Origin of the sequence: Nocardioides sp. cx-169, from assembly GCF_021083605.1 — a bacterium.
Classification (GTDB): Bacteria; Actinomycetota; Actinomycetes; order Propionibacteriales; family Nocardioidaceae; genus Nocardioides.
The window spans coordinates 1-16621 of record NZ_JAJNRO010000006.1 but is presented as its reverse complement, the minus strand read 5'-3'; the positions used below and the strand labels follow the sequence as shown (position 1 = coordinate 16621).

Here is a 16621-nt window from a genome sequence, read left to right as displayed (position 1 = left end):
GCGCGGGGAGATTACCTGTGATCCGCCTCACCTCTTGACGCGTGTCAACGACTCCGCTTCGATCGCAGGATGGCCTTCGACGCGATCATCCGGGGCGGCACCTGGTTCGACGGGACCGGCGCCCCGCCCGCGCTGCGCGACCTCGGGATCACCGACGGTCACGTGGTCGCCGTCTCGGCCGAGCCGCTGGACGAGACCGGCTGCCGAGAGGTCGTCGACGCCGCCGGCAGATGGGTGCTGCCGGGGCTGGTCGACATCCACACCCACTACGACATCGAGGTGCTCAAGGACCCGCACCTGCCGGAGTCGCTGCGCCACGGCGTGACCACGATCCTGCTCGGCTCCTGCTCGCTCTCGACCGTCCACGTCGGCAGCGTCGACGCGGGCGACCTGTTCGGCCGGGTGGAGGCGATTCCCCGCCAGCACGTGATCGGCTCGGTCGAGGACGCCAAGACCTGGTCCTCGGCGCACGAGTACGTCGAGGCGCTGGAGTCACTGCCGCTCGGCCCCAACCTGGCGGCGTTCATCGGCCACTCCGACATGCGCACCGCGACGATGGGCCTGGACCGGGCCACCCGCAAGAAGGTCCGCCCGTCGCGCCCTGAGCAGGCCCGGATGGAGTCGATGCTCACCGAGGCCCTCGACGCGGGCTTCGTCGGGATGTCGGCGCAGCAGCTGCTCTTCGACAAGCTCGACGGCGATACGTGCCGCTCGCGCACACTGCCGTCGACGTACGCGACGTGGCGCGAGATGCGCGGCCTGCGCCGGATCCTGCGCTCGCGCGAGCGGGCCCTCCAGGCGGGGCCGGACGCCAGCCACCCGCACACGATCCTCACGCAGGCGCTGGGCTCGATCGGGCTGGGGCGGCACAAGCCCCTCAAGACCAGCCTGCTCTCGGCGGCCGACATCAAGGCGATCCCGTTCATCATCCACCTCATGCGGCTGCTGGCCGCGGGCGTCAACCGGCTCGGCGCGGACTTCAGGTGGCAGCACCTGCCGGTGCCCTTCGAGGTCTACGCCGACGGCATCGACCTGGTGATCTTCGAGGAGTTCGGCTCCGGCGCCGCCGCCCTGCACCTGAAGGAGAAGCTGGCGCGCGACGAGCTGATGCGCGACGAGGACTACCGGCGGCGCTTCCGCAAGGACTACGACTCCAAGTACGGCCCGCGCGTGTGGCACCGCGACTTCTTCGACGCCGAGATCGTCGAGTGCCCGGATGCCTCCGTCGTCGGCAAGTCCTTCGGCAAGGTCGGCCTCGAGCGCGGCGGCCTGCACCCAGTCGACGCCTACCTCGACCTGGTGCTCGAGCACGGCACCGCGCTGCGCTGGCGCACCACGATCTCCAACCACCGCCCGGAGATCCTGAGGAAGATGGCGCAGAGCCCGGGGGTCCAGATGGGCTTCTCCGACGCCGGCGCCCACCTGCGCAACATGGCCTTCTACAACTTCGGCCTCCGGCTGCTCCGACACGTGCGCGACGCCGAGGTCGCCGGCCGCCCGTTCCTCCGCATGGAGCAGGCCGTGCACCGCCTGACCGGCGAGCTGGCCGACTGGTACGGCATCGACGCGGGTCACCTGCGCGTCGGCGACCGCGCCGACCTCTTCCTGCTCGACCCGTCCCGGCTCGACGACACGCTGGACGAGTACGCCGAGGCGCCCGTCGCGCAGTACGACGGCCTCTCGCGCATGGTCAACCGCAACGACGCCACCGTCGCGCTGGTCATGGTCGGCGGACGCGTCGTGTGGCGCGACGGCGAGGCGACCGACGTACTGGGGAGGGAACGCACGGGTCGCTTCCTGCGGGCCGGCGGGAAGGTCCCCGCCCGCCCGACCGTCCCGGAGGTCACGCCGGCACGCTGACCCTTGACAATAAAAGTTGTCAATGCGACGGTGGCGTCATGCAGGACGTCGAGATCATCGAGAGCGCGCCAGCCGCTGCGGCGGCGCTGGACCCGATCCGAGCCCGGCTGCTCGGCGAGCTGGCCGTGCCGACATCCGCCGCCGGGCTCGCCGCCCGAGTCGGCATCACCCGCCAGAAGGTCAACTACCACCTCAAGGCGCTCGAGCAGCACGGTCTGGTCGAGCTGGCCGAGGAGCGCCGGCACGGCGGCATCACCGAGCGGGTGCTGCAGGCGACTGCGGCGTCGTACGTCGTGTCGCCGGCGGCCCTCAGCGCGTCGGCGGCCGACCCGGACGCCAACGCCGACCACCTGTCGGCCAGCTACCTGGTCGCCTTGGCCGGGCGGCTGGTGCGCGAGGTCGGCGCCCTGGCCCGGCGGGCCGGCGTGTCCGGCAGACGGCTGTCGACACTGAGCATCGACACCGAGATCGGCTTCCGGTCGGCCGCCGACCGGGCCGCCTTCGCCGCGGACCTGACCGCCGCGGTGCTCGATCTGGCCGCTCGCTACCACCACGACGACGGGCGACCGCACCGGCTGCTGGTCGCCGCCCACCCACTCCCCGAGGAGAGCCGATGAGCACGACCCCGAACGTCCCGTACCGCCTGGAGTTCAGCGTCGAGGTGCCGGGCACCCCGGAGCAGGTCTGGCAGGCCATCGCCACCGCCCGCGGCATGAGTGCGTGGTTCCTGCCGACCGAGCTCGAGGAGCGCGAGGGCGGCTCCCTGCACTTCAGCATGGGCCCCGAGATGGGCTCGGACGGCCGGGTCACCGGCTGGGACCCGCCACGCCGCCTCGCCTACGAGGAGGACTGGGCCGCCCTGATGGGCAAGGGCGCGGACGAGCTCAGCCCGCTGACGTCGGAGTTCCTGGTCGAGGCACGCTCCGGCGGCACCTGCGTCGTCCACGTCACCAGCAGCGGCTTCGGGACCGGCGCCGACTGGGAAGCGGAGTTCTGGGAGGACATGGGCGTCAACTGGATGCCGTTCTTCGACAACCTGCGGCTCTACCTCTCGCACTTCCCCGGACAGCAGGCCACGCAGCTCGAGGCCACCGCGTCTCGTCCCGGCGACGTCGCGACGCTCTGGAAGAGCATGCGCGACGCGCTCGGGGCGGTGGACGAGGGCGCCACGGTCCAGGTGCGCGACACGTCCGGCACCGTGGAGCGGCTCGGCGAGCGGCAGGCCCTGGTGCGGCTCACGGCGCCGGTGCCCGGGATGCTCAGCGCCTTCGTGTTCGACGAGGACGCCGGCAAGGCGACGCTGGGCGTGCGGGCGTACCTGTTCTCCGCCGATGCGGCCGACTACGTACGTCGTGAGGGGCCGGTCTGGCGGGCCTGGCTCGAGGAGCTCTGACGCGCGGCAGCGACCACCCGACGGACGACGGCGCCTCATCCAGCGCGCTGATGGGGGACGCACGCGTGCGCGAGCGCCCACTCCAGCGCCTGGTCGGCGACCGCCTCCCACCCGGGCTCGGCGCAGGTCCAGTGCGACCGGCCGTCGAGCAGCCGGTACTCGGTGATCGCGCTCGACTTGCGGTACTTGCGGGCGTTCGACTCGTTCACCGACGGCGGCATGATGTGGTCCTCTCCCCCGGCGAGGAACAGCAGCGGCGCGCGGTCGTCGTTCGCGTAGTCGACCCACGTCTCCTGATGGCCGGGCTTGAAGTTGGCGATGAGGCCGTAGTCCCAGACCCACCGGCCGGGCGCCGCGATCGCGTACCGGTCGTAGGCGGCCTGGGAAGCGGCCTCGTCGAGCGTGTTCGTGAAGGCGTAGTGGAACTGCTCTGGGGTGAAGCCGACCGCCTGGTGCCGCTTCGCCGGGTTGTTCAGCGCCGGGAACAGCGACCTGACCTGGGACACCGGGTTACGCCGCACGCCCTCGGTGGGCGCGGAGTCGATGGCGACGCCGGCCGCCCCCAGGCCGCGGGCGAGCAGCATCTGGGTCAGGGCCCCGCCGAAGGAGTGACCCATGATGATCGGTGGCCTCTCCACGGACCGGACCACGGCAGAGAGGTGCTCGATGGTGTCGGTGATCGAGCAGTCGGCGATGACGCTGGGGTCCGCGCGCAGCGCCTCGACCTCGATCTCGAAGCCCGGGTACGCCGGGGTGAGGACCCGGAAGCCGCGTGCCTCGTAGTGGGGCACCCAGTGCTCCCAGCTGCGCGGGGTGACCCAGAGCCCGTGGACGAGCACGATGGTGTCGGGACCGTCGGAGGGCGTGGCGGGGGTGGTCTCGTCGGTGCTCATTGGTCCTCCAGAGGGTGGGGTCCGTGGGAGATGAATTCGAGCAGGTCGGCGGTGAGCTGCTCCTTGTGCGTGTCGGTGATGCCGTGCGGTGCGCCGGGGTAGACGCGCAGCTCGGCGCCGGGGATCCTCGCGGCGGACTTCTCTCCGCCCACCTCGAACGGCACGACCTGGTCGTCGTCGCCGTGGATCACGAGGGTGGGGACGTCGATGGCGTCCAGGTCTGCGCGGAAGTCGGTGGCGGAGAACGCGGCGATGCACTCGTAGGCGTTGCGGTGCCCGGCCTGCATCCCCTGGAGCCAGAAGGCGTCGCGCATGCCCCGCGAGGGGTGCTGCCCCTCGCGGTTGCCTCCGAAGAAGGGGCCGTCGGCGAGGTCGCGGTAGGTCTGGGAGCGATCGGCGAGCGACCCGGAGCGGCGCCGTCGTCACCCTCGCGGCAGCGATCCCGCCACTCGCGGGGGGTCAGGCCGTAGGCCTCGCGGAAGCGGTGGCTGAAGTGCGAGCTGTTCGCAAAGCCCCACCTGGCGGCGACCGCCGCGATGGTGCGCTGGTGGCTGCCGGGCCTGCCCAGCTCCTCGCGGGCCGCCTCGAGGCGCCGGGCGATGACCCACGGCTCCGGGCGCAGGTCCTCGGCGGCGCAGGACTTGTAGAGCTGGCGCGTCGACACGTGGTGTGCGGCAGCGATGGTCGCCGGCGTGAGGTTGCGCTCGGACAGGTGGTCCAGGATGTACGCGCGGACCCGCGCCACCAGGGTCTGCGCAAGCGCGTCCTGCACATGCCCCGGGCTGCCCGACGCGGAGGCGACCAGCGCCCGCGCCAGCTGCACCGTGGCACCCCCGACCGCCTCCATCGACGGCGACCCGCCCAGCCCGTCGGCGACACGGGCCAGCGAGCGGACGTGAGACCGCACGAGGCTCGAGAGCGGGCTCGCCGGGAGCCTGGGCCGCGCCTGAGCGACCATCGCCAGGGGCATGTCGAGGTCCTCGGCTCGGATGAGCAGGTTCGACGTCCTCGTGTCACCGATGCTGACGTGCTGGAAGGAGCCGGTCAGCACCATCGCGTAGACGCCTCCGGCCACGAGCGGCGTGCCCGCTCCGTCCTGAACCTGCGTGCCGGTGTCCCGGTGCTGGAGCCCGATCACGATCAGCGGCTCCTCATCACGCGCGGGCCGTCGTCGTACCCGCACCTGGGTGTGACCGGAGCACGCCGCTCGGACCAGGGTGGCCGTGCCGAGCTGCCACTGCTCCATGCGCAGGTACGGGCTCGCCGCACCGTGGTGACTGAGGGTGGTGGCTCCGGTCGCGTCGACGAGCGCCGCGGTCATCGCCTCCGTCTGGTCCCGTCGTGGGAGCACCTCGGTGTCGATCACGAGCACGGCCGCCGCTCCTTCCTCCGCAAGGCCACGCTCACACGAGCGCGCACCGCACCGAAACGGTCCTGCGTGCCTGACGGTCGGCCTCGAGCGCCGGGTCTCGGCGACCGGAGCGAGGAGACGACCGTTGCCGGTGGGCGGCGGGGCGGCCTACATTGGACGGCGAAGCGCCGCCTACCCCCGTGGAAGGCAGGGACGCATGGCCGTCCTCCTCGACACCGCAGCCCTCGCTCGCCGGGATCGTTACGAGGCCTTCCGTGCCGCGATGGCCGAGGCATCGGGCGCGACGTGCGTCGAGCTGGAGACCGGCACGCATGGCGTGGTCGGCCGCATGGAGCTTGCCGAGCTCGGCGAGGCGCGCGTCTTCACGGCTCGCAGCACCGGCATCACCATGCACCGCGCCGAGCGCACGGCCCGGGCCGCCTCGCCCGAGGCTGTCGCCATCGCCGTGCACGGAGACGGTGTCGGCCGGCTCCAGTTGGGCGAGCGTCGACGACTGGTCCACACCGGCGACCTGATGGTGGTCGACGTGACCCGGCCCTTCGACTTCGCCTGGTCGGGCTGGGGCTCCTCGGTCTCCCTGCAGGTGCCGATCGCCCGGCTCGGGCTTCCGCTCGAGGTCGTCCAGCGGGCCTCATCCAGGCTGCCCAGCAGCCCCCTCCACGGCATCGTCAGCCGCTACCTCGTCGAGCTCACCCGAGACGCCGAGCGCCTCAGTGCCTCCACCGCCGCGCCGCAGCTGGGCGAGGCGAGCACCCAGCTCGTGCGCGCACTGCTGAGCGGCGCCGCCGACGACGGCAGCCGCGACCCCGAGGTCCTCGACCAGACGCTGGCCACCCAGATCCGCGCCTATGTCCACCAGCACCTGCGCGACCCGGGCCTCGACGCCGACCAGGTCGCCGGGGCGTTGGCGGTGTCCCGGCGCCAGCTCTTCCGGGCCTGCGCCGGCGCAGGGTTCAGCCTCGAGCAGCACGTCATCGCCCAGCGGCTCGCCGGGGCGAGGTCAGAGCTGGCCAGCGCCCCCGTGCACCGCCCCATCTCGCAGGTGGCTCGGTCGTGGGGCTTCAAGGACACCACCCACTTCATCCGCCGGTTCCGTGCGGCCTACGGCGTGCTGCCTCGCGACTGGCGCGCGCAGGCGCTCGCCGAGGCGAGGTGAGCCGGGCGCTCCGGCTGCGCAGCTACCTGGTCGCAGCCTGCTGAGCGACCTGCGCCCGCAGCCCGGCGACGAGCGTCTCCAGGCTGAACGCCCAGGCGGTGGTGGGATCGTGCTCCTCGAGGGCGTGGAACTGCGGGAAGGTCTCGGCCGGGAGCTCCTCCATGGCGGTCTCCAGGAGCTCGCCGCGGGCCAGCAGGCTGCGCTCGGCGCCGACCATGAGCGCGATGTAGGCGACCGACTTCACGGCGTTGTAGGCGTCCTCGGTCGACAGGCCGGCCTCGCTGAAGGCGGCCATCGCGACCTCGAAGGAGGCGGCGGCGCGGGGACCCTGGACGGGGCGGCGGGAGAACGCAGTGAAGGCGCCGGGGTGCTGGGTGGCCAGGGTGCTCATCGCGGCGAAGAAGCTGCGCGCCCACTCCTCCCACTCGACGGGCGTCACGGGCAGGTGGGCCTCGTCGAGGAGGGTGTCGACGATGCCGTCGGTGATGGCGTCTCGCGTGGCGACGTGGTTGTAGAGCGAGGTGACGTGGACGCCCAGCTCCCCCGCGATCTTGCGCAGGGTCACCGCGTCGAGCCCGTCGCGGTCGGCCATGGCCACCGCGCAGGCCAGGATCCGCTCTCGCGTCAGTGCCGCCACCGGGGGAGCATATCGCCATTGACAGAGACACCTACAGTGTAGGTATGGTGAAACCTACACTGTAGGTAACCCCACCGAGGAGTCCCCATGTCCGCCACGTTCACCTCCCAGGAGCTCGAGCAGAAGCTCGGCGAGCTCATCCGCAAGCACGACGTCCCGGGCGCCCAGCTCGCCGTCCTCGACGGCGACGCCGTCACCGAGGTCGCCGCCGGCGTCCTCAGCCTGAGGACGGGGGCACCCACCACCACCGACGCCCTCTTCCTGCCCGGCTCGATCGGCAAGCTCTACACCGCGACGCTGGTGATGATGCTCGTCGACGAGGGCAAGCTCGACCTGGACACCCCGATCCGGACCTACCTGCCGGACTTCGAGGTCGCCGACCACCACGCCCGCGACACGGTCACCGCGCGCGACCTGCTGACCCACACCAGCGGCTTCGACGGGGACCACTTCACCGACACCGGCCGCGGCGACGACGCGCTGGCGAAGTACGTCGCCGGCTGCGCCGACCTGCCGCAGATCGCTCCCCCGGGGCTGATCTGGAGCTACAGCAACAGCGGCTACTCGATCCTCGGCCGCGTCGTCGAGGTCCTCATGGGCACACCGTTCGAGGAGGCGCTTCGCGAACGGATCTTCACTCCCCTGGGTCTGCAGCACACCGTCTCCTTCGCCGACGAGGCGATCGTGCACCCCGTCTCGGTGGGGCACGTCCCCGACCCGGAGGACCCGGCCACGCTGGTGGTCAGCCCGACGTGGGGCCTGTGGCGGGCGTTCGCCCCGATGGGCAGCGCGCTCGTGGCGTCGGCCGGCGACGTACTCAAGTTCACGCAGCTGCACCTGGACGGCGGCGTCGCCCCCGACGGCACCCGGCTCCTGGACGCCGGCCTGGCCGCCAGCATGCTCGAGCAGCAGGTCGCGCTGGTCGACGACACCGTGCTCGGGCAGGGCTGGGGACTCGGCTGGATCCTCGACCACTGGGGCGAGGTCTCCGTGGTCGGCCACGACGGCAACTCGATCGGGCAGAACGCCTTCATGCGCGTGAACCCCGAGGAGCGGTTCGGCTTCTGCCTGCAGACCAACGTGGAGAGCGCACTGAACCTCTACCGCGAGCTGGCCGACTGGCTCTACGGCCGGCGCCTCGGCGTCGGCCCGCGACCCGACCCGGCCGCGCTCGAGGACGTCGCGGTGACCGACCCCGACCGCTACACCGGCAGCTACCGGCGCGAGGGCCTGACCTTTGAGATCCGCGCGAGTGAGGAAGGACACCTGCTCGCCACGGTGACGCCGTCGCACGGGGTCGCGCAGGACCAGGGCTGGCCGCCGATGGTCGACCTGCCCCTCGTGCCGGTCGTGCGCGACGACTCGTTCCTGCTCAAGCTGCCGATCGCCGACGCCGACCTGCTCGCGGCGTTCTTCAACCCCGACGAGGTCGGTGGCCCTCCGACGTACATGCATTTCGGGGGCCGCGCGCACCGGCGGGTCTGACCTGTCGGGGTAGCCGCCCGGAGGAGCCGCGAGGGCCTCCGGGTCGGCACGCCGGTACCTGCGAGGGAGGTCGGGGCCAGCCCCGGCTGGAAGCGTCGACGGCATGACCGACAGCCACTCACGTCCCTTGCTCATCGCCGTCCTGCTGCTCGTCGCCATCGTCACGCTTGCCTGTGGCGGCGGCGATCCGGAGGCGGACGACCGGTCCGCCTCCGGGTCGAGCGACGTATCCCCGGCGCCGCCCGACGACGTCCCCGCCACGGACGGTCAGGCCAGCGCGTTCGACACCAGCCGGGCCGGCGTCGCCCGTCTGGACCCCGATCTGCGCGAGGCGGTCCAGACGGCCGCGCGAGACGCGCGCCGCGCGGGGGTGCCGATGGTCGTCACCAGCGGCTGGCGCAGCCGTGAGCATCAGCAGCGCCTCTACGACGAGGCCGTCGCCACCTACGGCAGCGACGAGGAGGCACGACGGTATGTCGCCACGCCGGACACGTCGGCGCACGTGACCGGCGACGCCGTCGACCTCGGACCGACCGACGCGCTGAGCTGGCTGAGCCAGCACGGGTCCCGCTACGGCCTGTGCCAGACCTTCGCCAACGAGATGTGGCACTACGAGCTCTCCACGAGCCCCGGCGGCGAGTGCCCGCCGATGCTGGCCGACGGCCGCAGTCGGGGCTAGGTGCCGGCGTTTGCCCGAACCCGCTCCCGTGACCGGGACGCCGGGTGATCATGGTGGTACTGCAGGCACACCCGACACCCCCTCGCGGAGCGCACCGTGGCCACACACCCAGCCATCCGGCCGTCGAGCCAGACACCGGCAGGACGTCGCCTGCGCCGCGCGCGGGCCGCCGGACTCGCCCTGGCACTGACGGTCTCCGCCCTCGCGACGGTCACGGCCACCTCCAGCGCGACCGCCACCCCCGCACCCGCCGCCACGACGTCCGAGCGCGCCGTCGGCACGCTCACCGTCTCCCCCGCGGTGCACGTGGCCGGACAGGCGGTGACCTTCAAGGGCAGGCTGGCCAAGCCCGGGCGGCGGGCGATCCGCCTGCAGTTCCACATGAACCGGCCGGGCGACAAGTGGACCGACGTCAAGAACGGCAACGCGAGGACGACCGCGTCGGGGACCTTCAAGTTCCGCTTCCCGGCCCCGTCGATGTTCAAGATCCGCTACCGCGTGGCGGGCGGCGGCATGGTGACCGCGCCGCACCTCTTCTACGCCAAGCCGCAGGCGGTGTCGCTGTCGGTCAACGGGCAGGACGAGAAGGACCAGTACGCGACCGTGCCACCCGCCCTCCCGTACACGGTGGAGGTCGACTCCGCCGCGGACCTCTACCCGGCTCGCCGCCTCGAGCCTCCGACGTTCACCGGACGGGTCATCACGCTGCAGGAGCGCGTCAACGGCAACCAGTGGCGCACCGTCGCCACCAGGAAGGCCGACGCCGCCGGCATCGCGCGCTTCCCCCTCACCGCGGCGCTCGCCGGCGAGCGCGTCCTGCGCGCGCGGGCCGAGGACGTCACCGCCGGCGGGCACCGCATCGGCTGGACGCCGTCGTGGCCGACGTACGTGCGGTTCGCTCTGCCCGACCTCCCGTCCCGGGAGGACGACCGTGTGGACCGCTCGGCTCGCGGCCGCGCCGCGAGCCGGCCCGCGTCGAGCCGCTACGGCGTCGCGAGCTCCAGCTGGGGCTGGCACACGCCGCGCTACGACTGGGCGTGGGAGTTCGGCGAGTCGCTCTCCTCGGCCCCCTTCCGTGGCGAGGTGCTCAAGGGGAGGTGGCTGGACGCGTCGAGCGGCAGCGGGCGGGCCTCCGTCTTCAACGGCGCGCTGGCCTTCCAAAGCCGACTGATCCTCACCGGCGCGGGCGACCGCGGCACCACGTCGGCCACGGTGAGCGGCAACGCCCAGGCCTACGGCCGCTGGGAGTTCAGCGCCTGGCAGAACGTCTTCGAGCACGGGGCCCGCAACTACCGGATGCGGCTGGAGCTGGTCCCTCAGGGCGCCGCCGCTGTCGCGTGCTCGCCCGAGGCGATCCAGGTCGCCGACATGGAGATCGGCACGAGGTCGTACTCCGTGGGGGTGCGCTCCGCGCGGGCCAAGGCGCAGTGGAGGTACACCAAGACCTCGACTCCGGCCGCGAGCGGCGTGCACGCGTTCGCAGTCGAGGTGGCCAAGGACCACATCACCTGGTTCTTCGACGGCAAGGCCTTCGCGACGGTGAAGAAGAACGCGCTCGCCGGCAAGGCGCTGGTGCCCCGGATGAGCCTGGTGGGCGCGGACGACGCCACGGAGCACAACGGCGCCCAGTTCTCCGTCGACTGGGTGCGCGCGTGGTCGCTCAAGACGGGCAGGCAGGCCCGGACCGGGAAGGTGCTCGGCAAGAGCGGCTACTCCACCACCTGCTGAGCCGTGAAACCCCCGTACCTCACCCTGGCCACGCCGGCTCCTCTCGGCTCCACCGGTTCACGACAGCCCCACGATCGTGCCGTCGTCGAGCAGGTCGATCCGCGCCGCGGCGGGGGTCGGCGGCAGGCCGGGCATCGTCATCACGTCTCCGCACACGAGCACCACGAAGCCGGCGCCGGCCGAGAGCCGCACCTCGCGCACGTGCAGGTCGTGACCGGTGGGTGCTCCGCGCAGGGTCGGGTCGGTCGAGAACGAGTACTGCGTCTTGGCGACGCAGACCGGCAGTCCGCCGTACCCCTCGGCCTGGAGCCGGTCGAGGCGCCGCTTGGCCTTGCCGTCCCAGGTCACGCTCGAGGCGCCGTAGAGCCGGTGGGCGAGCGTCTCCACCTTCTCCCGCAACGGGAGGTCGTCGGGATAGGTGAAGGAGAACGTCGACGGGTCGGAGTCGTCGAGCAGGTCGAGCACCCCCTTGGCCAGGTCGGTGGCTCCGGCGCCGCCGTCGACGAAGTGGGTGGCGGGGTAGGTCGGGACCCCCACCGCGTCGACCAGCTCGACGACCCGGGCGACCTCCGCGTCGGTGTCGGAGGGGAAGCGGTTGAGGGCGACCACACAGGGGATCCCGTAGACCTCGCGCACGTTGCGCAGGTGCCGTTCGAGGTTCTCCATGCCGCGCTCGACGGCACCGAGGTCCTCGCGCTCCAGGTCGGCCACCTCCACGCCGCCGTGGAACTTCAGCGCGCGGACGGTCGCGACGACCACCGCGGCGTCGGGACGCAGCCCGGACTTGCGGCACTTGATGTCGACGAACTTCTCCGCGCCGAGGTCGGCCCCGAAGCCGGCCTCTGTGACGACGTAGTCGGCCAGCCGCAGCGCCGCGCGGGTGGCGACGACCGAGCTGCAGCCGTGCGCGATGTTGGCGAACGGTCCGCCGTGCACGAACGCCGGGGTGTGCTCCAGGGTCTGCACGAGGTTGGGCGCGAGCGCGTCGCGCAGCAAGACCGCCATGGCCCCGTGGGCATCGAGGTCGCGGGCCGTCACCGGCCTCTTGTCCCGGGTGTGGGCGACCACGATGTCGCCGATCCGGCGCTTGAGGTCGGCCCACGACTCGGTGAGGCAGAAGATCGCCATGAGCTCGGAGGCCACCACGATGTCGAAGCCGTCCGCGCGCGGGTAGCCGTTGGCCGGGCCGCCGAGGCCGACCACGACCTCGCGCAGCGCGCGGTCGTTGAGGTCCAGCACGCGCTTCCAGTCCACCGACCGGACGTCGATGCCCAGCGCGTTGCCGTGCTGGAGGTGGTTGTCGATCAGTGCGGCCAGCAGGTTGTTGGCGGCCGCGATCGCGGCGAAGTCACCGGTGAAGTGCAGGTTGATGTCGGTCATCGGCACCACCTGGGCCCAGCCGCCGCCCGCGGCACCGCCCTTCATGCCGAAGACCGGGCCCATGGACGGCTCGCGCAGGCAGGCCATCGCCTGGAGCCCTAGCCCGCTCAGCGCGTCGGCCAGCCCGACCGTGGTGGTGGTCTTGCCCTCCCCCGCCGGCGTCGGCGAGAGCGCCGTCATCAGGATCAGCTTGCCGGCCGGGCGCTCCTCGAGGGTCCGCAGGTAGCCGAGGTCCACCTTCGCCTTGTGATGGCCGTACGGCACCAGGTGGACCGGGTCGATCCCCAGCCGCTCCTGGGCGACCTGGGTGATGGGATGCAGGTCGGCGGCGGTCGCGATCTCGATGTCCGACAGCACTCAGGCCCTCTCCTTCGCAACGCCCATGCGTCGCAGCAGTCGCGAGCGGCCCTCGGACTCCGGCAGCCCGCGCAGGTTGGACCCGACGTTCATCCGCGCGATGGCGCATCCGGCCCTGGCCACCTCGCCCGCCGCGACCAGATCGGCCAGCAGGCCGGCCTTGGCCGCGGGTCGCAGCCGGTCGATCAGGACCAGTACCTCGACCGCGGTCTCCACGACCTGCGCCTGCGGCTCGGACGCGCCCAGGAGCGCCGCACTCACGACGTCGCGCCGCTCCTCGTCCGGGCTCGAGACACCGCGGGGGCGCGCCCAGGCCTCGGCCACCGCGGCGAAGGCTCGCTCGTCGTCGACCATCAGCTGCTGCGCCCGGACGACCAACCGGTCCGCCCGCTCCACGAGGTCCGGGAGCTCGCAGTAGCGGGCCACCATCGCCACCAGGGCCGCGGCCTGAGCGGTGCACAGCGCCGCCACCGAGCCCCCGGCCGGGGTCGGGGTCCGGGCGGCGAGGCGGTCCAGGAGGTCGGTGACCGTCCCGGTGTCCGGCTGAGCGTCGTGCACCACGTGGCCACGCTAACGCCGCCGCCCCCGGCGGGCCAGGGCGAATGCCCTGCCGTGCCGGGGGCGGCGGCGTTCCGGAGGCCGGAGTCAGGCCAGCGTCACTTATGCATCGAGCGGGGGATGCTGGCGTTGGCGACGCGGTTCTCGGAGTCGATCATCCAGGCGAGCTGCTCGAGCCGCTCGAGGATCGTGTGCAGGATGTCGGCCGAGGTCGGGTCCTCCGCGTCCACGTCGTCGTGGATCCGGCGGGCCGTGCCTGCCGTCGCGTAGAGCGCGGCCACGATCGCGTCGACGGTGTCGGCCGTGTCGATCTCCTCCGACGAGACGTCGGGGAGGCTCGTGGTTGCGGCGACGGTCTTCGAGCGGGCGTCGGGGGTGATGTAGATGGCGCGCATCCGCTCCGCAACGACGTCCGAGAACTCGCGGGCCGCGTCGACGACCTCGTCGAGGACCAGGTGCGTGTCGCGGAAGTTCTTGCCCACGACGTTCCAGTGCAGCTGCTTGCCCTGCAGGTGCAGGTCGGTGAGGTCGACGAGGAGCTGCTGAAGGTGGGCGCCGAGCCGGGTGGAGGCCTGGAAGGCCGGGTGGGCTGTGTGCTGCTGGGGGTTCATGGTCTGGGTCATGATGCGCCTCTCTTCTCTACCTACGCGGTGCAGTGACTCGCATCCTTCCCTCTTTTCTGGATTGATTCCAGTAAGGGGAGCCTGGCCTGAGCGTCCGCCCTCGCTGCCGCCGTGAGCTTCTACCTGCCGCGTGACGCCGACTACCAGAGGGTGAAGCGCCTGCGTCGCGGCGACGAGCGCCTCGGCCCGGTCTTCGACCGCTTCGTGGCCCGCTTCCGCGACGAGCTCGGGGTCACGCCGCTCGCCATCAAGACCGACGCGCTGCCCATCCCCCGCGGCCCGGGGCCACCAGCCGCGCCTGCTCGTCGTACTGGAGCTGAGGGAGCAGTACGCCGCCCTCCCCACCGGCGAGTTCGGCAACCCCGACCGCCCCCGGCACGACACCGTGAAGCAGATCTTCCTCGAATCGATGGCCGGCGTGGACCTGCCCGCCCTCTCGCACTCCCCGACCGCGAGCGTCGGGTGAAGACCGGCGACGTCTTCCTCTACTTCCGCGACTTCGAGACCGTCGCCAAGCGCGACGCCCACCCCAGGTGGAGGGCGCCGAGCTCGACGCGTTCGTCGCCTCCTCGGCCACGACGAGCACTGGCGCACCAACCGCTTCTCCGGCCCGCCGATCGTCTTCATGCACACCAGGGCGCAAGCCGAACAACTGTCTGCCCCGGCGATCGCTCGCCTTTGGGCTGACCTCTACTGGCCTTACGTGAAAGCGCACGACGAGTTCGACTATCTGCAGCGTGCCGAGATCACCGTCCCCGTCGACAGCCGGCAGAGCTTCGAGGAGGGGTACGAAGGGAACTGGTACTACTACTTCAAGTGAGTCCAAGCACCCGCGCTCCCCGCGTGCTCCCCCATGGCGATGACCCCTGGACATCACCGCTAGTCGTGGTGCGGCTGGGCTGCTGCCTTGCCTTCGTGGCCGCCGGGATGCTGGGCGAGCGCTGTGTCGCGGTCGAGGTCGCCGACGGCCTCGAGGTGGGAGGGATGCGCAGGCAGCGGGCGGGAGCTGTGCACGTCCAGGTCGGGGCCGACGTGGAGCACCTCTCCAGAGTCCATCAGCCGCCAGCCGGGGTCGTCGGTCATGGGCTCACTCGCGACCACGACGCCGCGCTGCCCGCCGAGCTCCTCGCTGCGCGTGCTGATCCGATCGGTGGCGTGCGAGAGCGGGTCGAGGCCGCCACGGCCGGGGAGCTCCAGCACGTGAAGCTCGTGGGTGTCGGGGTAGCGCACCGCCCACAGCTCAGTGGGCGTGGTCAGGATGAGGTTGACCGCGTACAGCGTCAGGTTGTCCGCGGTCCAGGTCAGGGCAGCGGTGATGGCCGCGCCGACGTCCCCGCCGTTGCGACGCGCCTCCGCGGTGATCAGCGCGAAGACCCGCTCGCTGTCGGTCTGCCCCTGGACCAGGCTCATCCCCCCGAGCTCCCGCAGGCGGTCCTCGAGTCGGTCCAGGTCCTCCACCACCCCGTTGTGGGCGAGCAGGCGTCCGTCCTGCTCGAAGGGATGGGTGTTCTCAGGCCCGACCGGACCGGTCGTCGCGTAGCGCACGTGGGCCACGAAGGTGGTGCTGGCGAGGTCCTTGGCCTCGGTGGCGAACGCAGGGTCGTCGTACGCCGCCAGCGGCTGCTTGTCCAGGACGGGGCGACCGTCGAGCCCGAAGGCCCCCAGTCCCGTGCCGTCGGGCATCCGATGGCTCTGCTCGGCCAAGCTGTCCGGCGCGCTCAGCAACCAGAAGGTGGCTCGTCGTGGCGTGCGCCCCGCATGCATCCCGAACAGCCGGCACATGGACCCTCCCGGACCTCATCGACCCTGTGGCTCCAGTGAACACCCCGGCGCCCAGAGGAGGTGCCGCCAGCATCCACAGGATCGCCGCGGGAGCGTGACTGCGACCCCAGGCCCTGCTCCCATCAGACGATGACGCTGGTGGGGACTCGCTCGAGGGGCATGAAGAAATCGGCCGGGCCGGGTGGGTCGGGTGCGCGGGAGCGATGTCGGTGGCCGGTGGGGGTGGTGGTCTCGATGGTGTGGGTGCCGTCGGGGGTGGTGAGGGAGTGCGCGGTCCAGCCGGGGGCCTGTTTGGCGTGGTTGCAGCGTTCGCAGAGGCCTTGGAGGTTGGTCGTGGTGGTGGGGCCGCCGTTTTCCCAGGCGAGGACGTGGTCGGTGTGGCGGATCGGGGCGCCGCACCAGGGGGTGCGGCACAGGTCCTGGTCGCGGGTGGCGACGAACTCGGCGAGGCCGTCGGGGGCGAGGCGGGCGCGGGAGTCCATGGAGATGAGCTGCCCGGTGCGCGGTGAGGCGTAGAGGCGCCGGATCCAGAGCCGGGTGCCGCGAAGGGCGTCCTTGACGAACGCCCGCGCCCAGGGGGCGGGCACCGGCCCGTAGCCCTCGAGGTGGGCGGGGTCGTGGGTGGGGGCGAAGAACGCGCGGTCGGTCATGACGAGCTTGACCTCGACCTTGACCGGCTCGTGGGTGGGGGCGCCGGTGACGCGCTCGACGAGGGTGT

The 16621-nt window shown here is 72.0% G+C and carries 16 protein-coding genes; 7 read left to right on the top strand and 9 right to left on the bottom strand.

Annotation, left to right across the window (positions count from 1 at the left end; all coding sequences use genetic code 11):
* The first annotated feature begins 69 nt into the window (after nucleotides 1-69).
* The 3 genes from LRP67_RS10985 to LRP67_RS10975 are packed head-to-tail and all read left to right on the top strand — an operon-like array spanning nucleotide 70 to nucleotide 3253.
* Nucleotides 70-1860, top strand: coding sequence for an amidohydrolase family protein (locus tag LRP67_RS10985; protein WP_231270224.1), 1791 nt, complete (start codon nucleotides 70-72; stop codon nucleotides 1858-1860).
* Between the two features lie 38 nt (nucleotides 1861-1898).
* Complete coding sequence (locus LRP67_RS10980) at nucleotides 1899-2477, top strand: helix-turn-helix domain-containing protein (protein ID WP_231270223.1); 579 nt, start codon at nucleotides 1899-1901, stop codon at nucleotides 2475-2477.
* Nucleotides 2474-3253 (top strand): SRPBCC domain-containing protein, encoded by a 780-nt coding sequence (locus LRP67_RS10975; protein WP_231270222.1) that lies wholly within the window; start codon nucleotides 2474-2476, stop codon nucleotides 3251-3253. The genes LRP67_RS10980 and LRP67_RS10975 overlap by 4 nt, the downstream gene beginning before the upstream one ends.
* A gap of 35 nt (nucleotides 3254-3288) precedes the next feature.
* Here LRP67_RS10975 and LRP67_RS10970 read toward each other — a convergent pair whose 3' ends face one another.
* Genes LRP67_RS10970 through LRP67_RS21865 form a run of 3 tightly spaced genes read right to left on the bottom strand, consistent with a single transcriptional unit; the run spans nucleotide 3289 to nucleotide 5518 of the window.
* Nucleotides 3289-4146 carry an alpha/beta hydrolase gene (locus LRP67_RS10970; RefSeq protein WP_231270221.1) on the bottom strand — a complete coding sequence of 286 codons (858 nt, stop codon included), beginning with the start codon at nucleotides 4144-4146 and terminating at the stop codon, nucleotides 3289-3291.
* Nucleotides 4143-4433, bottom strand: a complete 291-nt coding sequence (locus tag LRP67_RS10965; protein WP_231270220.1) for an alpha/beta fold hydrolase — start codon at nucleotides 4431-4433, stop codon at nucleotides 4143-4145. The genes LRP67_RS10970 and LRP67_RS10965 overlap by 4 nt, the downstream gene beginning before the upstream one ends.
* Entirely contained in the window at nucleotides 4334-5518 is a 1185-nt protein-coding gene (locus LRP67_RS21865) for a helix-turn-helix domain-containing protein (RefSeq protein ID WP_231270219.1), read from the bottom strand. The genes LRP67_RS10965 and LRP67_RS21865 overlap by 100 nt, the downstream gene beginning before the upstream one ends.
* 196 nt (nucleotides 5519-5714) lie before the next feature.
* Here LRP67_RS21865 and LRP67_RS10955 point away from each other — a divergent pair, with 196 nt between their 5' ends.
* Nucleotides 5715-6674: a helix-turn-helix domain-containing protein gene (locus tag LRP67_RS10955; RefSeq protein WP_231270218.1), complete on the top strand. Its 960-nt coding sequence runs from the start codon at nucleotides 5715-5717 to the stop codon at nucleotides 6672-6674.
* Between the two features lie 22 nt (nucleotides 6675-6696).
* On the opposite strand, the gene LRP67_RS10950 is transcribed toward LRP67_RS10955, so the two are convergent.
* Nucleotides 6697-7311, bottom strand: coding sequence for a TetR/AcrR family transcriptional regulator C-terminal domain-containing protein (locus tag LRP67_RS10950; protein WP_231270217.1), 615 nt, complete (start codon nucleotides 7309-7311; stop codon nucleotides 6697-6699).
* 87 nt (nucleotides 7312-7398) lie between these two features.
* On the opposite strand from LRP67_RS10950, the gene LRP67_RS10945 reads away from it, so the two are divergent.
* From LRP67_RS10945 to LRP67_RS21860, 3 genes are all read left to right on the top strand, one after another.
* Nucleotides 7399-8796: a serine hydrolase gene (locus LRP67_RS10945; RefSeq protein WP_231270216.1), complete on the top strand. Its 1398-nt coding sequence runs from the start codon at nucleotides 7399-7401 to the stop codon at nucleotides 8794-8796.
* A gap of 103 nt (nucleotides 8797-8899) precedes the next feature.
* On the top strand, nucleotides 8900-9475 hold the full coding sequence (locus LRP67_RS10940) for a M15 family metallopeptidase (protein ID WP_231270215.1): 576 nt from the start codon (nucleotides 8900-8902) through the stop codon (nucleotides 9473-9475).
* Between the two features lie 96 nt (nucleotides 9476-9571).
* On the top strand, nucleotides 9572-11203 hold the full coding sequence (locus LRP67_RS21860) for a family 16 glycosylhydrolase (protein ID WP_231270214.1): 1632 nt from the start codon (nucleotides 9572-9574) through the stop codon (nucleotides 11201-11203).
* 57 nt (nucleotides 11204-11260) lie between these two features.
* Here the strand turns inward: LRP67_RS21860 and LRP67_RS10930 are convergent, their stop codons facing one another.
* The 5 genes from LRP67_RS10930 to LRP67_RS10910 all read right to left on the bottom strand — a co-directional run.
* The gene (locus tag LRP67_RS10930; RefSeq protein ID WP_231270213.1) at nucleotides 11261-12940 is read right to left on the bottom strand and encodes a formate--tetrahydrofolate ligase; all 1680 of its coding nucleotides are present in this window, start codon (nucleotides 12938-12940) and stop codon (nucleotides 11261-11263) included.
* Nucleotides 12941-13501 (bottom strand): cyclodeaminase/cyclohydrolase family protein, encoded by a 561-nt coding sequence (locus tag LRP67_RS10925; protein ID WP_231270212.1) that lies wholly within the window; start codon nucleotides 13499-13501, stop codon nucleotides 12941-12943.
* A 95-nt stretch (nucleotides 13502-13596) separates the two neighbouring features.
* Nucleotides 13597-14121, bottom strand: a complete 525-nt coding sequence (locus LRP67_RS10920; RefSeq protein WP_231270211.1) for a Dps family protein — start codon at nucleotides 14119-14121, stop codon at nucleotides 13597-13599.
* Nucleotides 14122-15000: 879 nt separating this feature from the next.
* Nucleotides 15001-15903 carry a class II glutamine amidotransferase gene (locus LRP67_RS10915; RefSeq protein ID WP_269211447.1) on the bottom strand — a complete coding sequence of 301 codons (903 nt, stop codon included), beginning with the start codon at nucleotides 15901-15903 and terminating at the stop codon, nucleotides 15001-15003.
* Nucleotides 15904-16025: 122 nt separating this feature from the next.
* A partial coding sequence (locus LRP67_RS10910) for an HNH endonuclease (RefSeq protein ID WP_231270210.1) occupies nucleotides 16026-16621 on the bottom strand: 596 nt, incomplete at its 5' end.